At 37.2% G+C, this 15906-nt stretch carries 11 protein-coding genes; 10 read left to right on the top strand and 1 reads right to left on the bottom strand.

Going from position 1 to position 15906, the window contains the following annotated elements; genetic code table 11:
* On the top strand, window positions 1–1734 hold the full coding sequence (gene cydD / locus IGM09_RS08175; protein ID WP_010775957.1) for a thiol reductant ABC exporter subunit CydD: 1734 nt from the start codon (window positions 1–3) through the stop codon (window positions 1732–1734).
* Window positions 1731–3497: a thiol reductant ABC exporter subunit CydC gene (gene cydC / locus IGM09_RS08170; RefSeq protein WP_002364246.1), complete on the top strand. Its 1767-nt coding sequence runs from the start codon at window positions 1731–1733 to the stop codon at window positions 3495–3497. Before cydD ends, cydC begins: the two co-directional genes overlap by 4 nt.
* 79 nt (window positions 3498–3576) lie before the next feature.
* Here cydC and IGM09_RS08165 read toward each other — a convergent pair whose 3' ends face one another.
* Window positions 3577–4557, bottom strand: coding sequence for a polyprenyl synthetase family protein (locus IGM09_RS08165; protein ID WP_002360015.1), 981 nt, complete (start codon window positions 4555–4557; stop codon window positions 3577–3579).
* A 121-nt stretch (window positions 4558–4678) separates the two neighbouring features.
* Here IGM09_RS08165 and IGM09_RS08160 point away from each other — a divergent pair, with 121 nt between their 5' ends.
* The 8 genes from IGM09_RS08160 (at window position 4679) to IGM09_RS08125 (ending at window position 15896) form a co-directional block, all read left to right on the top strand.
* Entirely contained in the window at window positions 4679–5584 is a 906-nt protein-coding gene (locus IGM09_RS08160; protein ID WP_002360016.1) for a prenyltransferase, read from the top strand.
* A gap of 28 nt (window positions 5585–5612) precedes the next feature.
* Window positions 5613–6824 carry an NAD(P)/FAD-dependent oxidoreductase gene (locus IGM09_RS08155; protein WP_033625041.1) on the top strand — a complete coding sequence of 404 codons (1212 nt, stop codon included), beginning with the start codon at window positions 5613–5615 and terminating at the stop codon, window positions 6822–6824.
* Window positions 6825–7137: 313 nt separating this feature from the next.
* Window positions 7138–9561 (top strand): DNA translocase FtsK, encoded by a 2424-nt coding sequence (locus IGM09_RS08150; protein WP_010823794.1) that lies wholly within the window; start codon window positions 7138–7140, stop codon window positions 9559–9561.
* Between the two features lie 130 nt (window positions 9562–9691).
* Window positions 9692–10393: a GntR family transcriptional regulator gene (locus IGM09_RS08145; protein WP_002356983.1), complete on the top strand. Its 702-nt coding sequence runs from the start codon at window positions 9692–9694 to the stop codon at window positions 10391–10393.
* A gap of 117 nt (window positions 10394–10510) precedes the next feature.
* The gene (locus tag IGM09_RS08140; protein WP_002381711.1) at window positions 10511–11260 is read left to right on the top strand and encodes an ABC transporter ATP-binding protein; all 750 of its coding nucleotides are present in this window, start codon (window positions 10511–10513) and stop codon (window positions 11258–11260) included.
* Complete coding sequence (locus tag IGM09_RS08135; protein WP_010713274.1) at window positions 11250–13079, top strand: ABC transporter permease; 1830 nt, start codon at window positions 11250–11252, stop codon at window positions 13077–13079. The genes IGM09_RS08140 and IGM09_RS08135 overlap by 11 nt, the downstream gene beginning before the upstream one ends.
* Window positions 13080–13204: 125 nt before the next feature.
* Window positions 13205–14278 (top strand): 23S rRNA (adenine(2503)-C(2))-methyltransferase RlmN, encoded by a 1074-nt coding sequence (gene rlmN / locus IGM09_RS08130; RefSeq protein WP_033625040.1) that lies wholly within the window; start codon window positions 13205–13207, stop codon window positions 14276–14278.
* 289 nt (window positions 14279–14567) lie between these two features.
* Window positions 14568–15896: an APC family permease gene (locus IGM09_RS08125; protein ID WP_002396609.1), complete on the top strand. Its 1329-nt coding sequence runs from the start codon at window positions 14568–14570 to the stop codon at window positions 15894–15896.
* The last annotated feature ends 10 nt before the right edge of the window (window positions 15897–15906 follow it).

The raw sequence follows: 15906 nt of genomic DNA, 5'->3' as shown, positions 1-15906 counted from the left end.
ATGATTGATAAAGACATCTTACAGATGCCTAAAATCAAAAAAATTCTTGTCTTGCTTGCAGGTTTTTCTTTCCTGCAAGCAGTCTTTATAATTGGGCAAGCTTTTTTTCTTTCAAAAGCCATTGTCGGCCTTTGGAGTGGCGGGCATCTTAACCAACAACTACAGAGTATTTTACTCTTTTTTATTTTTTATCTTGGTCGACATGTTATTACGTATTTTCGTGAGAGAATGCTCGATACATTTAGTTATGAACGCTCGAAAGAATTACGCGAACAATTATTAACCAAAATTTTCCGTTTGGGGCCAAATGTTGTTCAAAAAAATGGAACTGGAAATATGGTTACCATGGCTTTAGAAGGCATCAGTCAAACCGAAAATTATTTACAATTGATTTTGACAAAAATGATGAATATGATGATTATTCCTTGGATTATTTTGGCCTTTGTTTTTACACAAGATATTCGTTCAGGCGTAACATTGCTGATTGTTTTTCCGATTATTATTATTTTTATGATTGTGTTAGGTTATGCAGCACAAAGTAAAGCGGACAAGCAATATGCGGCGTTTCAAATGCTTTCCAATCATTTTATTGATTCCTTGCGAGGAATTGACACACTGAAACTGTTTGGGTTGAGTAAAAAATATGCTGGGAGTATTTACCATACAAGTGAACGATTCAGAAAAGCGACCATGAGTACATTGAAAATTGCTATTTTATCAACCTTTGCGTTAGACTTTTTTACGACATTATCGGTAGCTGTTGTGGCAGTTTTCCTTGGATTAAGTTTATTAAACGGCACGATTTTATTATTTCCTGCCTTGGTTACTTTAATTTTAGCACCTGAGTTCTTTTTACCGATTCGTGATTTTTCAAGTGATTATCACGCAACCTTAGATGGAAAAAACTCTTTTCAAGCGATCCAAGCGGTATTAGCATTGCCAGAAGCAGAACAGACCGATGTGCTCACGTTAGATGATTGGCATCAAGAAAGTCAGTTGTCAGTCACCGCGTTAAATTTTTCCTATGAAGATGCAACGCAAGAAGCAATTCAATCGTTGCAATTCTCTGTTGATGGTCGCAAAAAGATTGGAATTATCGGGGCGAGTGGTTCTGGTAAGTCAACGTTAATTAATTTATTAAGTGGCTTTTTATTACCAACAGAAGAAACGAGTCAATTGGCAATAAATGGTCAGACGATTCCACATTTTTTACAAAAAGACTGGCAAAAACAAATCCTTTATATTCCGCAAGCACCATATATTTTTCAAGATACTTTGGCAAACAATATTCGCTTTTATACACCTGAAGCAACAGATGAGGCGATTCAGCAAGCGATTCAGTTAGTTGGCTTAGAAGAGCTGGTTAAAGACCTTCCCGAAGGAATTCATACCTTGATTGGGGAAAGTGGTCGAATGTTAAGTGGGGGACAAGCGCAACGAGTAGCGTTGGCCCGCGCCTTTGTCGATCAAAAACGCCACGTCTTGCTGTTTGATGAGCCGACAGCGCATTTGGATATTGAAACAGAAGTTGAAATGAAAGAGCGCATGTTGCCATTAATGAACAATCATCTTGTCTTTTTTGCGACACATCGTCTGCATTGGATGGAAGAAATGGATTACATTTTAGTGATGGAAAAAGGTCAATTAGTGGAACAAGGAACGCTAGCAGAGTTGATTGAAAAAGATGGCTACTATGTTCAATTAATGAAGCAAATGAGAGGAGGACGCCAATGATGGAAAAACAGCCGACAACGAAAGACGTTTGGAAAAACGATCAATGGGTTCGTCCTTTCTTAAAACGCTATAAAAAAACCTTGTATTTTGCCTTACTTTTAGGCTTCTTGACGTTCTTTAGCGCAGGGGCATTAATGTTTACGTCTGGTTACTTAATCAGTCGTGCGGCTTCCTTACCAGAGAATATTTTATTAATTTATATTCCCATTGTTTTAACAAGAGCATTCGGGATTGGCCGTCCTGTTTTTCGTTATGTGGAGCGTCTAACGAGTCATAACTGGGTGTTAAAAATGACCTCTGATTTGCGCTTGAAACTTTATAATGTGCTAGAAAAAGATGCGATTTTCTTTAAGACAAAATATCGCACTGGGGATATCTTAGGTTTGCTTTCGGAGGATATTAATCATATCCAAAACTTGTATTTACGAACGATTTTCCCAACCGTTATTGCTTGGATTTTGTATATCTTTTTAGTGATTGCATTAGGTTTCTTTTCTTGGTGGTTTGCTTTATGCATGTTACTGATGTTAGGAGTGGTTGTTTTTCTATTACCACTTGTTTCAGTTCTAGTGAATGGTGCGCGTCAAGAAAAACATAAATATGCCAAAAATGAGTTATATCAAACACTAACCGACAATATTCTAGGTGTGTCTGATTGGGTATTTAGTCAACGAGGCTCTGAATTCGTTGCTCGTTATGAAACAGATGAAGCAAACGTTCGTGCATTAGATGAAAAAATGAAGCAATTTAACCGTGGCCGAGACTTTGTTTTACAACTTCTGTTCGGTGTGATTGCGATTGCTGTCTTAGCTTGGACTAGTGTGCGGTTTCCAGGTAATCATGGGGGCGCAGCCAATTGGATTGGTGCCTTTGTTTTAACCGTGTTTCCGTTAATTGATGCTTTTGCTCCGCTTCCTGCTGCAGCACAGGAAACAACGATTTATAAGGATTCCATTCGTCGTTTTAATGAGCTTCCTGAAGGGGAAGATGACTCAACAGAAGCGCCTGTTCAGCCAAATGGCACCAGTTTATCGATAGAACATTTGTCTTTTGCATATGAAAATCAAGAGAAAAAGGTATTAAATGACTTATCGTTAACAATTCCTGAAAAACAAAAATTAGCGATTTTAGGGCGCAGTGGTTCCGGAAAGAGTACGTTGGCTTCGCTCATTCGTGGTGATTTACGACCTACTTCGGGAGAAATCCTTTTAGGAAACATCCCAACTGAGGCATTTGGTGAGACGATGACTGAATATATTGGGGTTATGCACCAAGCGCCGTACCTATTTCGAACAACCATTTTAAATAATATTCGGATTGGTAGAGAAGAAGCGAGCGAAGCAGAAGTTTGGGCGGTTTTAGAAAAAGTTGGCTTAAAAGAAATGGTTGCCCAATTACCAGAAGGTTTACAAACAATGGTGGATGAAGCAGGTTTGCGTTTCTCTGGTGGCGAACGACATCGCTTGGCGCTAGCACGGATTCTTTTGCAAGATACACCAATTGTGTTATTAGACGAACCAACTACTGGTTTAGATCCAATTACAGAACAGCAATTGCTGGAAACCTTTTTTGAGGCATTAAAAGATAAAACCGTCATCTGGATTACCCACCATTTGCAAGGCGTAACTTTGATGGATCAAGTGATCTTTATTGAAGATGGCCAATTAGAGATGAGTGGTACACCAGAAGAATTACTTGCAACCAATGCGCATTATCAAAAACTTTACCGAATTGATCGTGGCATTAGTTCTTTCGAGGAATAAAAAAACGACTGGTTGTTGATTAAAGCAAACAATCAGTCGTTTTTCTATTTCAATTAATGGCAATTCTTCCATAAAACGTTTAAAATGAACGATGTAATAAGAGCTCAGTTAAGGAAAGTAAGGTTTCTTTTGCTGTGCCATCAGGCAATTGTTGAATATCAGTGATTGCTTTGTTGGTTACTTTTTTAGCAAAAGCTTGTGCTTCTGTAACGCCATGATAGTCGTTGACTAGCGCCGCAACTTCAGCTGCTTCTTCTAAGGTAATGGCGCGTCCTTTATCCAAATAAGGGCTGAATACGTCAGGTGCTGCTTGGTAAGCGAAGAGAAGGGGTAACGTATAAACACCTTGTGACAAGTCTTCTAAAGCGGGCTTTTTCAAGGTTTCCGTGTCAGCAGTATAATCTAAAATATCGTCATAGACTTGAAAAGCAATGCCAATATGACGGCCAATTCGTTTAGCTAAACGTTGGACTTCTTTTGAACTATGACCGAAATAGGCCCCTTCAAGACAGCTTAGTGAAAAAAGTTCGGCTGTTTTGCCGTTGACACTTCTTAAATAAGCAGGAATCGACATGCGGCGGTCAAATCGATGACTCATTTGATCGAGTTCACCAAGTAATAACCGTTTCATTCCTTGTGCATTGATTTTCATAAATTCAGAGCCATTCATGGCATCTGCAATCAAAGTAAAGAATTCAGTGAATAGTAAATCACCTGTGTAAACAGCCACGTCTTTACCATATTGTGATTGAATAGTCACAGCGCCTCGGCGCAATGGAGAATCGTCAATAATGTCATCGTGAATCAACGTAGCCATATGTAGGATTTCCAAAGATGCAGCTATTTTTAATAATTGTTGTTTCTCTTGTTTTTCTTCATCACCCAGTTGAGCAAAAAGAAAGAAAAAAGCGGGGCGTAATAATTTGCCGCCAGAACGAGCCAAAGTTACTAAGGCTTCTTCAATGTCTTCGTTGCGTGTATGCAACGTTTGTTCAATTAATTCACATGTTTCCGTTAAAGAACGTTCAACGTCAGGAAACGACTTCCAAAATGTGTTCATAAATATACTACGATCCTTTCAGTGGTTCAATACTATTTGATTGTATACGAATTGGCGACAGAAATACAGTAATTAAGTTTTAAAAGTAACAAAGTTTGTAAAAAAGTAGCGGAGGGATAGTTTGAATCGAGAAATATTTTTTGAATTAGTAGAATTAAAAGCAAAAACAGCGAGTGTTTTGCCATTTTTGTTAGGAATTTGTTTTAGTTGGTACCAATATGGGCGGCTCCATGTCGGTTATGTTTTAATTTTTTTCATTGCGATGTTTATTTTTAATATGGCGGTCGATATTTTAGATAATTATAATGATTACCATCATGCCACAGAAGTTCATGATTATAAGGAAAAAACGAATATTATCGGTCGAGAAAATTTATCTTTGCCATTAATACGCAAAATGATTTTTTGGATGATTCTCGTTTCTGCTTTAATGGGGATTGGGTTGTCATTTATTGTCGGCTGGCCGTTATTAATTATGGGTCTGTATTGTTACTTAATTGGTATTTTTTATTCATCAGGACCGAAACCTTTGTCCAGTCTACCATTAGGGGAAGTTTTCTCAGGATTTACAATGGGGTTCATGATTACCCTTATTTGTGTCTACATTAATACGTTTGAAGTTTTCAATTGGTCAGCAGCTAATTTATGGGGGATTTTCTTAGTCGCTTTACCTAATACTTGTTACATTGCTAACTTAATGTTAGCAAATAATATCTGTGACTTAGAGGAAGATGAAAATAACAAGAGATATACATTAGTTCATTACCTTGGCAAAGCAAGTTCTTTGAAATTATTCGTCGGATTAAATACAATAGCAATGTTAGCCATTTTGTTAGCTGTCGGTTTAGGATTAACCCCGCCAACAATGTTACTCATGCTTTTAACTTTACCTTTTGTACGGAAACAAACCCAAGCCTTACTGAAGGAACAAGTGAAGAGTAAAACATTTGTTTGTGCTGTGAAGATCTTAGCTGTGGGAGCAACTGCACAAGTGCTATTTTTTGCCATAGGTTTGTGGTGGCTGTAAATTTTTTATAGAGTGGAAGGGAATCAAAATGAATAAGAAACATGTTGTTATTTTAGGTGCTGGTTACGCAGGCTTAAAAACATTACGCGAATTACAAAAAGGCGCCAAAGACGTCGAAATTACTTTAGTGGATCGTAATAACTATCACTACGAAGCAACGGACTTGCATGAAGTTGCTGCTGGAACACAACCAGCTGAAAAAATCACATACAATATTATGGATGTTGTCGATGAAAAAATGACAACCTTTATCCAAGGAACAGTTAAAACAATTGATGCTGCAACACAATCAGTTGCTTTAGAAGATGGCCAAACAATCAATTATGATTACTTAGTTGTTTCTCTTGGGTTTGAATCAGAATCATTTGGTATCCCTGGTGTGCAAGAACATGCTCTACAAATGGTAGATGTGAAAACGGCTTTAAACGTGTATGAACATATCCAAGAACAAATGCGTCAATACAAAGCAACTCAAAACGAAGAATTCTTAAAAATTGTTGTCTGCGGAGCAGGCTTTACAGGGATTGAATTATTAGGTTCTCTTGTTGAAAATAAACCAAAATTTGCTGAAATCGCAGGTGTCTCAGCAGATCAAATCCAAATTTATTGTGTCGAAGCAGTTACTCGCCTATTGCCGATGTTTAACGAAAAACTTGCGAACTATGGTGTGCAATTATTAAAAGATTCAGCTATTCATTTATTATTAGGTAAACCGATTAAAGAAATCAAACCAGGCGCAGTTGTTTATCAAGATAACGAAGCAGGCGACTTGGCAGAACTTTCTGCTAAAACAATTATTTGGACAACGGGTGTTAGTGGAAGCCACGTTGTAGGCGATTCTGGATTTGAAGCTCGTCGTGGTCGTGTCATGGTTCAACCAGATTTAACAGATGCGAACCATAGCAACGTCTATATTATTGGTGACTGCTCAGCAGTTATGGATACAGAAACTAATCGACCTTACCCAACGACAGCACAAATCGCCTTGAAGATGGGCGCTCATGCTGCTAAAAATATTCAAGCACAATTGAAAGGGGAAGCAACTAAACCTTTCAGCTTTAAATCACAAGGTTCTGTTTGTTCTGTCGGAAATACACGTGCTTTAGGAATTGTTGGTAAAACAGACATTAAAGGATACCCAGCTTCATTCATGAAAAAAATTATCATGAACAAAGCGCTCTTTGAAACAGGTGGTACCAAAGAAATGATGGCTAAAGGTCGTTTCGACTTATACCATTAAGAATCAGCAAAATAAGAAATAATGAGGTCGGGACAGAACCGTTTAGCTCCGAGAAATAAGAAGAAATTTCCGAAAATTGCTCTTTAATTTTTGGAGAATTTCGGCTTATTTCCGAAGGAGTTGGTTCTGTTCCCGCCGTTTATCAGTTTTTGAGCGTGGAGCAAAAATCCAAAGTGATTTTTGTCCCACGCTCATTTTTCTTAAATGAAAGTTTTAAAAAAATTTCCATGATTTTTCAAGTAAAATGAGGTGGGCACTTTTGTTCGATTCCATTTTTATGTATAATGAGAAGTGATGGAAAGAGGGAAGTTAAATGGCACAAAAAAGAGCAACAAATAAGAAAAAAAGTACGACAAAGAAAAAGACCAAAAAACAACAGCAACAACAAGAACGTTTAAATTATATGTTTCTTGGCCTGATTTTTATTTTATTCGGTGTCTTTGGACTCTTTCGCTTAGGGTTTTTAGGCACGTTATTAGCGAATTGTTTACGCTTAGTTGTAGGTAATACCTTTCCATTTGCAGCGATTTTACTAATCCTGTATGGCTTATTAGTCATGATTTATGGGAAAGATTTTCCGTTAAAAAGAGGGCGCCCTATTTTTGGGGCTGTTCTGATTTATATTAGTGTTTTGTTATTTTTCCATGCCTTTATGTTTCGAAATGTTAGTGGCAGTCAACCTGATATTTTAGGTAACACTTGGGAATTTTTGCAAAGCGATTTAAAAGCCAACCAAGTGACGCAAAACGTAGGGGGCGGTATGATTGGCGCGCTGCTTTATCAAGGAACGTACTTTTTGGTGGCACAATTTGGCAGCTATTTAATTGCCACATTGCTACTGTTAGCGGGTATTTTCTTGATGAGTATGTGGGATTTTCAGCAAATTGTTGATCATTTCCAAAGTATTCAAGATCGCCTAAGTCATGTTTCGGCAAAATCACAGGCGCGACAAGAAGAAAAAGAGGCGAAGCGAGCAGCGAAGAAAGAAGCCAAAGCTGCAGAACGCCAAGCAAAAATTGAAGCCGCTGCCCAACAAAAATTACAAGAGCGGGAACGCATGGAACAAGCGGCAGCCGAGCGCTTAACAAAAACACCAGTTGAAACCCACCAACCAATGGTGGAAGAACCGACTGCACCAACGCCTGTTCAAATTGATTCGTTTCAACAGCAAAATCAGGCGATGCCTGTACCACCAATTGCAGCAACAAAACCGCAACGAGAGCAAGAAGAAGAGGCGGCAGATGAAGCTGGTGTTCTCGAATTTGAGATTTCTGAAGAAGCGGAAGATCGTGATTATCAACTACCACCAACTGATTTGTTAGATACAATTCAAGCAACGGATCAAAGTGGTGAATATGAAAAAATCGAAAAAAATATTGGCGTCTTAGAACAAACCTTCAAGAGCTTTGGCGTTGATGCTAAAGTGGTCAAAGCTAGTTTAGGACCATCTGTCACAAAATTTGAAGTTCAACCCGCTGTGGGGGTAAAAGTTAGCAAAATTGTTAACTTGACGGATGACATTGCTTTAGCGCTTGCGGCCAAAGATGTTCGTATGGAGGCCCCGATTCCTGGGAAATCACTAATCGGGATTGAAGTTCCTAATAGTGCAATTAGTACAGTATCCTTTAGAGATATTGTTGAGGCACAACCAAGTCATCCAGATAAACTATTAGAAGTACCTTTAGGTCGAGATATTTCAGGGATGGTTCAAACTGCGGATCTATCAAAAATGCCGCATTTATTAATTGCGGGATCGACAGGGAGTGGGAAATCGGTTGCTATCAATGGCATCATCACAGGTATTTTGATGCAAGCAAAACCCCATGAAGTAAAATTAATGATGATTGACCCGAAAATGGTGGAATTGAATGTGTATAACGGGATTCCTCATTTATTAACGCCAGTGGTTACTAATCCGAGAAAAGCGGCCCAAGCCCTACAAAAAGTAGTTCAAGAAATGGAATTTCGTTATGAAAAATTTGCAGCAACAGGCGTCCGAAATATTACTGGTTACAATCAACTAATTCAACAGAAAAATGCGGAAGATGGCGAAAATCGTCCGATTCTGCCATTTATTGTTGTCATTGTTGATGAGTTAGCTGATTTAATGATGGTGGCAAGTAACGAAGTAGAAGATGCGATTATCCGCTTAGCCCAAATGGCACGGGCAGCGGGTATTCATATGATTTTAGCGACACAACGGCCAAGTGTGGATGTCATTACAGGAATCATCAAAGCAAATGTCCCTTCTCGAATGGCTTTTGCGGTCTCAAGTGGGACAGACTCGCGTACCATTATTGATACCAACGGGGCGGAGAAACTATTAGGTCGAGGCGATATGCTCTTCTTACCAATGGGAGAAAATAAACCAATTCGTATCCAAGGGGCCTTTATCTCTGATCAAGAAGTCGAACGAGTGGTTGCGTTTGTAACGGACCAACAAGAAGCTGAATATCAAGAAAGCATGATGCCAACGGATGAACCGACCACTTCAGGCGGTGGCGAAGCTCCTCAAGATGAGTTGTTTGAAGAAGCGAAAAACTTGGTGGTTGAAATGCAAACAGCTAGTATTTCATTGCTACAAAGACGTTTTAGAATTGGCTATAATCGTGCGGCTCGCTTAGTGGATGAATTGGAAGCACACGGAGTTATTGGACCATCAGAAGGTAGTAAACCAAGAAAAGTCTTTCTACAAGCGGAATCAGAAGAGGCAGCACCTGAGACGCCAGAACAATAAACAAAAAGAACAAAAATAGATAAATTTATCTATTTTTGTTCTTTTTTTATAATTTCAGCAAAGCATCATGTTATAATCATTATTTTCTGGTAAAATAGAAAGGAATAGTGCGGTTGGGAGGGAGCGTATCATGAGAAGAAAGAGCGTGCTTTATTTAGAAGTAGCAGATCAGATTAAAGAAGATATTTTGAGTGGCAAGTATCCAGTAGGAACGTTTTTACCAACAGAAACAGAATTGGAAGAGATGTTTAACGTTAGTAAAATTACGATTCGGCGGGCAATCGAAATGTTAGCAACAGAAGAATTTGTTGAGAAAAAAAGTGGCCGAGGCACAACTGTGTTAAGCAATCGTCCCTATAATAAACTATCAAAAGCAGGGACATTCACTGAATTTTTGAATGAATCAGGTCAGAAAGTCACTAAAAAAGTTTTACAAGTTGAAAACTTGACGTTGTCAAAAGAGATGCCGGCTTATCAATTTTTAGGAGAAGAAGTGGTTCACCTTTCACGGTTATATCTAATCGATGAACAACCCTATATTTATTTTAATTACTATTTGCCAGCTGCCATGAAAGACGTATCATTGACTGAATACAAAGAAGAATCCTTGTATCGTTTGATGGATCGCCATGCCATTGAAATTTATAAATTTGAAGACCGTTTTGAAGTTGCAACTTTGACAGAAGCAGAGCAAAAGATGTTGCAAACAACTGAAACAACGGGCTTAAAAAGAATTCGGCGTTCGTTAAGCCCAACAGGTCGTTGCGTAGAATATTCAGAAGCTATTTATAATACGAAGATTCATCCTTATGTGATTGAATATGAAGCATAACTTTTAAAAGAATAACAGTGCACTTACAGTAATGTAAGTTCATTGTTATTCTTTTCTATTGTCGTTTTTTTTCGTTTTCGATACACTAAATGAGTGAGAAGAATAGGAGTGGAAAATATGTTAGAAGTACAAAATTTGAAAAAAGTTTACGGAAACGAAATTAAATATGAAGCTTTAAAAGGGATTAATTTAACTGTCCAAGATGGTGAATTTATTGGTATTATGGGACCTTCTGGAAGTGGGAAAAGTACACTTTTAAATTTATTGGCAACAATCGATAGTCCAACAGACGGTGAAATACTTTTAAATGGAAAAAATCCAAACAATTTGAATCAAGAACAAATTGCTAAATTCCGTCGTACAGAATTAGGATTTGTTTTTCAAAGCTTTAATTTAATGCCAACATTAACTGTTGAAGAAAATATTATTTTGCCATTGACGCTTGATGGAGAAAAAGTCTCTGTAATGAAACGACAATTAGCAGAATTAAGTGAGCGTTTAGGTATCAATCATCTGTTGAAAAAACGAATTGCAGAAATTTCTGGTGGACAAGCACAACGGGTCGCCGTTGCTCGGGCAATGATTCATCATCCACAATTATTATTGGCTGATGAACCAACAGGAAACTTAGATACGAAATCATCTAAGGATGTGATGGGCTTGTTACAACAATTAAACGAAGAAGAAGCGGCGACTATTTTAATGGTAACCCATGATCCGCTAGCCGCAAGTTATTGCAAGCGCATCGTCTTTATTAAAGATGGTGAATTAATTGATGAAATTGTCCAAAATGGCAATCAAAAAGAGTTCTACGATTTAATCATGGTGAAACTGGCTGAGATTGAAGGTGTCGATAATGAATTTTAATCAGTTTGTTATAAGAAACACGATTCGAAATAAGCATTTATACTTGGCTTATTTCCTAAGTACAATGTTTTCTGTGATGATCTTTTTTACGTTCACTGGTTTTGTCTTTCACCCAGCCTTAGCTAATGGTTTAAATCCTAAAGCACAAATGGGAATGACGGCTGCGGCAATTATAATCTATGGTTTTTCTTTCTTATTCGTTTTATACTCGATGGATGTCTTTATCCAATCTCGGAAAAAAGAGTTTGGAACCTTGATGATTCAAGGGATGAGTCCAAAACAGTTAAAGAAAATGATTTTTATTGAAAACTTAGTGATTGGTTTCTTTGCTACAATTTTTGGTAGCATTTTAGGTGTTGGATTTTCACAGTTTATTTTATGGATTAGCAATTTATTGATGCATCTAGGTTTAGGTTTTTATTTGCCAGTGATGCCGTTTATCATTACTGTCATTTCATTTGCGGTCTTGTTCTTAGTAATTTCTTTCTTTATTCAATTCCGCTTGCCAAAAGCGACACTTCAAGAGCTATTAAAAGCAGGGGAAATGGGTAAAGGTGAAATCAAAAGCTCTAAAGTTAAATCTTTCTTAGCCGTGTTGCTTTTAGTTGTCGGTTACGGAATTGCTTTAGTTGCTAAGGGACAGTTAGTTTTAATGGTGATGTTCCCAGTAATTTTCTTAGTTATTTTAGGGACAAAATTCTTATTTGACCAATTGAGTGTTTCTGTCATTGAACGTTTAAAACGGAAACCAAAAATCTTTTGGAAAAAAACCAATATGGTCGTTTTATCAGATTTAGCTTTCCGCATGAAAGATAATGCACGTTCGTTCTTCTTGGTTTCGGTGATTTCAACGGTCGCTTTTGCTGCCATTGGAACGTTATACGGCGTGAACGAGATGATTTTTAAAGGAATAAGTTCTGTACCGTACGAACTGACATTGTCTGATTCGACCAACCCAGAAAATCAAGAAATGAAACAATTTGCGACAAAAACATTCCAAGAAAAAAATATTCAGTTTGATGAAGTGGAGTATCCACAATTTACAACAAATGAAGGTATCCGCTTAATTCAAGCATCAGAATATAATAAGTTAGCAAAAATGATTGACGAACCAACGATTGATGGGAATAGCGTAGTTAATTTAAAACAAGAAAATGTTCCTTCAGATATGTTTGTGGACGTAAAAACAGTTAGTTTAGCTAACAATCAAACTTTAAAAGTCGATAAAATCTCTAAAACCAATGTTTTGCCAACAGCTGGAGGGATTTTAGTTGTTCCTGATACAACACCGTTAGACGGAGTTAAAAGTGAAATAAATACCATTTGGCAGCCCAAAGCAGGAACTGATCGTGAAGAATTGATAAAAGCAGAAAATATCATTGGTGACAAGTATCCAATGTTACTAGGAACAGCTGCAATGTCGGCAGCCATTACGCAATTTTATACGCCAGTTCTTTTTGTCGGACTATTTATCGGTATCGTGTTCTTTGTTTCGGCGGGTAGTTTCTTATATTTCCGTTTATACAGTGATATGAATACGGATGTTGAGAAATTCAAGATGATTTACAAACTTGGTTTGACGAAAAAAGAATTGAAGAAAATGATTTACCAACAAGTAGGTATTTTATTCTTTACCCCAATTGTTGTTTCATTTATTCATGGAGCTGTTGCTTTGAAAGCAATGTATGCTGTCTTAGATCAGCCAATGCAATTAGCTGGCTGGGAAGTTTTAGGCGTTTTCTTATTGATTCAGGTCGTTTACTATTTAATTGCCAGAACGTTCTACTTCAAAAAAGTTTATCACTTAGTGAAAGATTAATTATAAAAAATCGTTAAGCATGCACGCTTAACGATTTTTTTTTGAGGCTCTTCGTGATATTGCATTCAAAGTGAGAATACGTTATAGTTATGAAGCGAATGTAATAGCAGAAATGAGGAAAAGAAATGCAGAAAGAATCCATTTATGGACTGACGAGAGAACAGCTTGTGGACTGGTTTTTAGCCCATGGCGAGAAGAAATTTCGCGCAACACAAGTGTGGGAATGGTTGTATACAAAACGTGTTACTTCATTTAGTGAAATGTCGAACATTTCTAAATCGTTGATGACTTTATTAGAAGAAAATTTTTCATTAAATCCATTAAAACAAGTCATTGTGCAAGAAGCACAAGATGGTACCGTAAAATATTTATTTGAATTACCAGATAAAAATATGATTGAAACAGTCTTGATGCGTCAAGAATATGGATTATCTGTTTGTGTGACCACTCAAGTTGGCTGCAATATTGGGTGTACATTTTGTGCTAGTGGGCTATTAAAAAAACAAAGAGATTTAACTGCTGGCGAGATTGTTGCCCAAATTATGTGGGTGCAACATTATTTCGATGAACGTGGGTTGAATGAACGTGTTAGCCATGTCGTTGTGATGGGAATTGGTGAACCATTTGATAATTATGCCAATGTCATGAACTTTTTACGAACGATTAATGATGATAAAGGCTTGGCTATTGGTGCCCGCCATATTACAGTTTCAACAAGTGGTTTAGTGCCAAAAATTCGTGAATTTGCAGACAGTGGACTACAAGTAAACTTAGCAATCTCATTACATGCTCCTAACAATGAAGTCCGTACATCAATTATGCGGATTAATCGTAGTTTTCCAATTGAAAAATTAATGGCAGCAATTGATGAATACATTGAAAAAACAAACCGACGTGTTACATTTGAATATATTATGTTGAGTCAAGTGAACGACCGACCAGAACATGCTCAACAATTAGCAGATTTACTACGGAATAAGAAAAAACTTTCTTATGTTAATCTGATTCCGTATAACCCAGTGAGTGAACACGATCAATATAGCAGAAGCTCTAAAGAAGCGGTTTTAAAATTTTATGATGTACTCAAAAAGAATGGCATCAATTGTGTTATTCGTAAAGAACACGGAACAGATATTGATGCGGCTTGCGGACAATTACGCAGTAAACAAATGAAAAAAGAAAAAGTCAAAAACCAATAACATAGTTAAAATCGGATCAGAAAGGTTTCTTTTTGATTCGATTTTTCGTTTATTTAATAAAAAATCGTCGGTTTTTCAATTCTTGTTTATAAACAAAAGATGAATGCTCTAAAACTTTTATGACAAATTTTCTTTTTGTGGTTTTCAAACTTGAAATTCTAAAAGAAATAGCTATACTGAAAAGAGATCGTCACAGAATTTTTCATGAAAACAGCTATTATTTTCGTTATCTTTTCAAGAAAGTGAAATTTTGTTACGCTTTTTTAGTTTAAATGAAATGAGGGAGTCTATGGAGAAAAAGCAATTAAAAAGAGAGATAACAACGTTTGGTGCGTTATCCACGGTAATGGGTACGGTGATTGGCGCTGGTGTTTTCTTTAAAGCTGCGAGTGTCGTTGGACACGCACAGTCAGCTAGTTTAGCTATCTTTGCTTGGGTGTTAGGTGGTGCCTTAACCATTTGTGCAGGATTAACCAGCGCCGAACTTGCTACAGCAATCCCTGAAACAGGTGGCGCAGTGAAGTATATTGAATATACATATGGTAAATTAGCTGGTTTTCTTTTAGGGTGGGCACAAAGTATCATTTATTATCCTGCCAACATTTCGGCGTTATCCATTATTTTTAGTACACAACTAATCAATTTGTTTCATTTATCGGCAAATTTATTGATTCCAATTGCCATTCTTGCGGGAACCAGTATCACCGTAATTAATTTATTAGGAACAAAAATTGCTTCTTTGGTCCAATCAACGACATTGGTAGTAAAACTGATTCCAATTGCCTTGATTTCTTTAGTGGGGTTATTTACTCCAGGACAAGTAGCTGTTTCGCTTTTTCCCATTGAAACAACAGCGAATACTGGCTTTTTAGTTGCTTTTAGTGGCGCCTTAGTTGCCACCATGTTTGCTTATGATGGCTGGCTAGGTGTGGGTAACGTGGCTGGTGAAATGAAGCGACCAGAAAGAGACTTGCCTAAAGCCATTATTTTTGGTTTGTTATTGATTACTTTAATTTATGCTTTAATTAATTTTGTATTTCTAAAAACATTACCAATTGAGCAAATCGCTGGGAATTTGAATGCAGCTTCGGATGCTTCTGTGGCTATTTTTGGACCAATTGGCGGCAAAATCGTAACTATTGGGATTTTAATCTCTGTATATGGTGCGTTAAACGGCTACACAATGACAGGGATTCGGATTCCTTATGCCTTAGCCTTAGATAATCTGATGCCTTTTAGTCGTCAGTTTCAAAAGTTGTCTAAACGCTTTGTTGTTCCTTACGTTGCTGGAATTTTCCAGTTAGCTGTAGCCATTATCATGATGTTTTTCGGGACCTTCGATTTATTGACGGATATGTTAGTTTTTGTTATGTGGCTGTTTAATCTATTAATTTTCTTAGCCGTTTTTATTTTAAGAAAACGAGAACCTGAATTAAAACGACCGTATAAGGTTCCTGGCTATCCAATTATTCCAATTATCGCAAGTCTAGGTGGTATCTTCATCTTGGTTACAACGAGTATTACACAGCCTATTCTAGCATTGATTGGTATAGGAATTACGCTTCTAGGAATTCCAGTTTATTTAGTTAATAAACAAAAAACGAAGCCAAAAACGTAAACGATCCAAT

It is taken from the genome of Enterococcus sp. DIV0167 (assembly GCF_050541555.1).
GTDB lineage: Bacteria > Bacillota > Bacilli > Lactobacillales > Enterococcaceae > Enterococcus > Enterococcus faecalis.
The sequence above is the reverse complement of the archived record's forward strand: the minus strand, read 5'-3'. Positions and strand labels throughout refer to the sequence as shown.

Bases quoted from the DNA above. Each gene is read 5' to 3' on its own strand.
- cydD (WP_010775957.1), top strand. From the start codon at position 1: ATGATTGATAAAGACATCTTACAGATGCCTAAAATCAAAAAAATTCTT.
- cydC (WP_002364246.1), top strand. From the start codon at position 1,731: ATGATGGAAAAACAGCCGACAACGAAAGACGTTTGGAAAAACGATCAA.
- IGM09_RS08165 (WP_002360015.1), bottom strand. From the start codon at position 4,557: ATGAACACATTTTGGAAGTCGTTTCCTGACGTTGAACGTTCTTTAACG.
- IGM09_RS08155 (WP_033625041.1), top strand. From the start codon at position 5,613: ATGAATAAGAAACATGTTGTTATTTTAGGTGCTGGTTACGCAGGCTTA.
- IGM09_RS08150 (WP_010823794.1), top strand. From the start codon at position 7,138: ATGGCACAAAAAAGAGCAACAAATAAGAAAAAAAGTACGACAAAGAAA.
- IGM09_RS08145 (WP_002356983.1), top strand. From the start codon at position 9,692: ATGAGAAGAAAGAGCGTGCTTTATTTAGAAGTAGCAGATCAGATTAAA.
- IGM09_RS08140 (WP_002381711.1), top strand. From the start codon at position 10,511: ATGTTAGAAGTACAAAATTTGAAAAAAGTTTACGGAAACGAAATTAAA.
- IGM09_RS08135 (WP_010713274.1), top strand. From the start codon at position 11,250: ATGAATTTTAATCAGTTTGTTATAAGAAACACGATTCGAAATAAGCAT.
- rlmN (WP_033625040.1), top strand. From the start codon at position 13,205: ATGCAGAAAGAATCCATTTATGGACTGACGAGAGAACAGCTTGTGGAC.
- IGM09_RS08125 (WP_002396609.1), top strand. From the start codon at position 14,568: ATGGAGAAAAAGCAATTAAAAAGAGAGATAACAACGTTTGGTGCGTTA.